Genomic DNA, 4312 nt, shown 5'->3' on the forward strand with positions numbered 1-4312 from the left:
GCCCCGGCCGCCCCGGTCGCTCCGGTCCGCGCCGCCACCCCGCCACCGGCCGCCCCGCCGGCACCGCGCCCGCCGCTGCCGCCCTCGTCCAAACCCGCGCTGGCCGCCGCCGAACCCGAGCCGGTCACCGGCGTGCGCGTCTACCACCTCACCAGCCACGATCCGCTGTCGCTGGAACTCGACCAGCGCATGGAAGCCCTGGGCTACGAAGTGGAGCTGCTGGAATCGGCCGACGAGCTGCACGAACTGCTCGGCGCCCTGCCCGCCAACATCGCCCTGGTCGACGCCGCCTTCAGCGACCAGCTCGAGGCCATCGGCGCCACCGTGCGCGAGGCCCGCGAGCGCAGCCAGCAGCCGCTGCTGCTGGTGGCGCTGTCGCAGGCCGACGACATCAACCTGCGCCTGACCGCCAAGCGCGCCGGCGTCGATTCGCTGGTGGTCGAACCCAACGGCGCCTCCGACGTGCTGCGCCGGCTGGCGCTGCTGCTCAACCCCGGCAGCGACGCCCCGTTCCGGGTCCTGGTGGTCGAGGACGACCGCAACCAGGCCCTGTTCGCCGAAGGCATCCTGCGCAACGCCGGCATGGAGACCATGGTCGTGCTCGACCCGCTGGACGTGCTGCAGGCGCTGCACCAGTTCCAGCCCGACCTGATCCTGATGGACCTGCACATGCCGCACGCCAACGGCATCGAGCTGACCGTGCTGATCCGCGACCAGGACCCGTTCCTGCACACGCCCATCGTGTTCCTGTCGGGCGAAACCGACCAGGACCGCAAGTTCGACGCGCTCGAGGCCGGCGGCGACGACTTCATCTCCAAGCCGGTGCGCCCGCGCCACCTGATCGCCGCGGTGAAGAACCGCGTCACCCGCCACCGCGCGATGGAAACCAAGCGCCAGCGCCGGGGCGGCAAGAACAACGACACCCACCTGTTCCACCGCGGCGAGCTGCTGGAGAACCTGGACTACCTGCTGGCCGACGCCAGCGCGCGCAGCGCCGGCGGCGTGTTGTTCCTGGAAATCGAAAGCGTGAACCTGCTGCGCGACCGCCTGGGCCTGAGCACGCTCGAGCAGCTGCTGCACGTGGTCGGCCGCATGCTGGGTGAAAGCGCCGAACCCACGCCGGTGGCGCGCTTCGGCGACGGCAGCTTCCTGGTGCTCGACCGCGAGCGCGACGAGGCCGGGCTGGAGGCGCTGGCCACCAAGCTGCGGGCCGCGCTGGTGCAGCATCCGTTCAACGTGCAGGGGCATCCGCTGCGCCTGCGCGTGTCGGTCGGCGTGTGCTCGATGAAGCACCCGTTCGGCGAGGCCAGCGACATGCTCAACGCGGTCGAGCGCATGGCGCGCGAGGCCCGCACGCACGAGAAGGGCATCAAGCGCTACGAGCCGGTGAAGCCCAGCGAAGCGGTGCGCGAGGCCGCGCTGGTCAAGCAGATCCGCGAGGCCATCGCGCTCAACAGCCTCGAGCTGATCTACCAGCCGGTCGTGGCCGTGGCCGGCAGCGACGATTCGCAGTACCAGGTGCTGCTGCGCCTGCGCGGCACCGACGGCAAGCTGCTGCCGGCGGCCGAAGTGATCCCGCTTGCCGAGCGCGGCGACTTCATCGGCGACATCGACCGCTGGGTGCTGCAGGCCTCGCTGAAGCTGGTGCGCGACCGCCGCGCCGAAGGCCGGCCGCTGCGCCTGTTCGTCACCCAGTCGGCGCTGACCCTGGCCGACCCGGCCCAGGCCACCTGGCTCAAGTCCGAGCTCACCGCCCACGACGTGCCCGGCAATTCGCTGGTGATCGAGCTGCGGCTCGAGGACGCGGCGGTGCATGCCGGCACCGTGCGCGCGTTCTGCGATGCGCTGATCGACGACGGCGTGCAGTTCTGCCTGAGCCAGTTCGAGGCCGGCCAGCACGCCGAGGGCCTGATCGACCAGCTGCCGCTCAGCTTCGTCAAGCTGGCGCGCAAGTACACCACCAACAGCCTGTCGTCGAACCTGCGCGACGAGCTCAAGGTGCTGATCGAACGCTCGCACCGCCGCGGCCTGGAAGTGATCGGCCACGGCGTCGAGGACGCGCAGTCGGCCGCCACGCTGTGGATGAGCGGCATCGACTTCATCCAGGGCAACCTGGTCCAGCAGGCGGATCGCGACATGGACTTCGACTTCCAGCAGGCGGTGCTGTGAACCCGCTGCCGTTCAAGCCCAACGATGCCCTGATCGTCCGCTGGCTGGCGCTGGCCGGCGCGGCCGGCGCGGCGATCGCGGTGTCGATCAGCTACTTCAGCGACAACTGGCTGTGGCAGGTGGTGGCGATGATCGCCTCGCTGCTGGCGGTGGCCGGCATCGCCGGGCTGTGGCGCGCCTTCCACCTGCGCAACCGCGCCCTGGCGGCGGTGGCGCAGCAGAGCGGCGAGCAGGACCGCGAGGTCAACGCCCTGCAGGAAGAGCTGGCCCTGCACCGCCGGCTCGAGCGCGAGCTGACCGAAGCCAAGCAGGCCGCCGAGGCCGCGATGATGGCCAAGGGCGAATTCCTGGCCACCATGAGCCACGAGATCCGCACCCCGCTCAACGGCATCATCCCCATGCTCGACCTGCTGCTGAGCTCGCGCCTGCAGCCCGACCAGCAGGACATCGTGCGCACCGCCTACACCTCGGCGCGGCAGATGCAGCGGATCGTCGACGACATCCTCGACTACTCCAAGCTCGAGGCCAACAAGGTCCAGCTCGAGACCACCAGCTTCAACCTGCGCGAACTGCTCGACTCGGTGATCCGCCTCATGGAGAAGCCGGCCGAGAGCAAGGGCCTGCGCCTGAACCTGCAGGTCGACCCGGCCGTGCGGCTGGCCGTGCGCGGCGACCCGGTGCGCCTGCGCCAGGTGCTGACCAACCTGCTGAGCAATGCGGTGAAGTTCACCGAGCGCGGCTCGGTCACCCTGGCCGTGACCCGCCGCGGCGAAAGCCGCACCCAGCACGAGCTGCGCTTCGAGGTCACCGACACCGGCATCGGCATCGCCAAGGACGCGCGCCTGTTCCGCGCCTTCAGCCAGGCCGACGCCTCCACCACGCGCCTGTACGGCGGCACCGGCCTGGGCCTGGTGATCTGCAAGCGCATCGTCGACCTGATGGGCGGCGGCATCGGCGTCGATTCCGAGCCGGGCCGCGGCTCCACCTTCTGGTTCGAAGTGCCGCTGACCAAGGCCGCCGGCGACATCCAGGGCCAGCGCAGCGACCTCAATGGCGCCCGGGTGCTGCTGCTGAGCACCGACGCCGGCCTGCGCCAGCGCATGGGCCAGGCCGCGCCCAACTGGGGCGTGCAGCTGACCCAGGTCGAAACCACCCAGGACGCGCTGACCCGCCTGCGCTCGGCGCTCAGCCGCGGCGCCAGCTGGAGCTTCGACCTGCTGCTGGTCGACCTGAACTCGGTGCGCAGCACCGCCATCGCCCTGCACCGCAACCTGCGCCGCACGGCCGAGCTCGAGGACCTGCGGGTGGCCTACCTGCAGGGCGAGGAGCCGGTGGCCGGCGAGCTGGCCCAGGGTCCGCACTCGCTGATGCTCTCGCGCAGCATCGGCGGCAATGAACTGCGCAGCGCCCTGAGCACCTTCCTGCAGTCGCAGGCCGCTGCCAAACCCGAGGACACGGAGATGTCGCTTCCCGAACGCGTGCTGGTGGCCGATGTACCGGAGGACGCCGCGCGCCCCTCCGGCCGCCTGCGCGGTCGCGTGCTGCTGGTCGAGGACAACCCGGTGAACCTGATGGTGGCCCAGCGCCTCGTCGGCCTGCTGGGCCTGCAGTGCGAGACCGCCGACAACGGCGAGAAGGCGCTCGAGCGCATGGTCCAGGGCAACCTGGACGTGGTGCTGATGGACTGCCAGATGCCGGTGAAGGACGGCTACACCGCCTCGCGCGAGTGGCGCCAGCACGAGCTTGCCCAGGGCCTGCCGCGGCTGCCGATCATCGCCATGACCGCCAACGCCATGGCCGGCGACCGCCAGAAGTGCCTGGACGCCGGCATGGACGACTACCTGTCCAAGCCGGTCGACCGCCGCCTGCTGGAGGCGACCATCGCGCGCTGGCTGCAGAACCGCCCGCTGGCCCCCGAGGCGGACGCGGCCGGTCCGGCCCCCGGGGCGACGCGGCCGGCCGTGGCGCCGGCCCCGGTGGCGCCCCGCACCGCGCTGGACGACGGCCTGGCGGCGCCCGTGCGCCCGGCGCCAGCGGTGCCGTCGCGCCCGGCCATGCCGGCCTCCGAACCGACCGCCGCGCCGGCCCGCCCGGCGATCCCGGCTGCGCCGAGCCGCCCGACCGCACCGGCCGCGCCCGCCCC

2 protein-coding genes are annotated in these 4312 nt (G+C 71.8%); both read left to right on the forward strand.

The features are described from left to right. On the forward strand, nt 1-2169 hold a 2169-nt coding region (locus VFQ84_RS10780), incomplete at its 5' end, for an EAL domain-containing protein (protein ID WP_325131634.1). Then, on the forward strand, nt 2166-4312 hold a 2147-nt coding region (locus VFQ84_RS10785; RefSeq protein ID WP_325131635.1), incomplete at its 3' end, for an ATP-binding protein. The genes VFQ84_RS10780 and VFQ84_RS10785, both read left to right, overlap by 4 nt.

Source organism: Arenimonas sp., assembly GCF_035721105.1.
Lineage (GTDB): Bacteria > Pseudomonadota > Gammaproteobacteria > Xanthomonadales > Xanthomonadaceae > Arenimonas.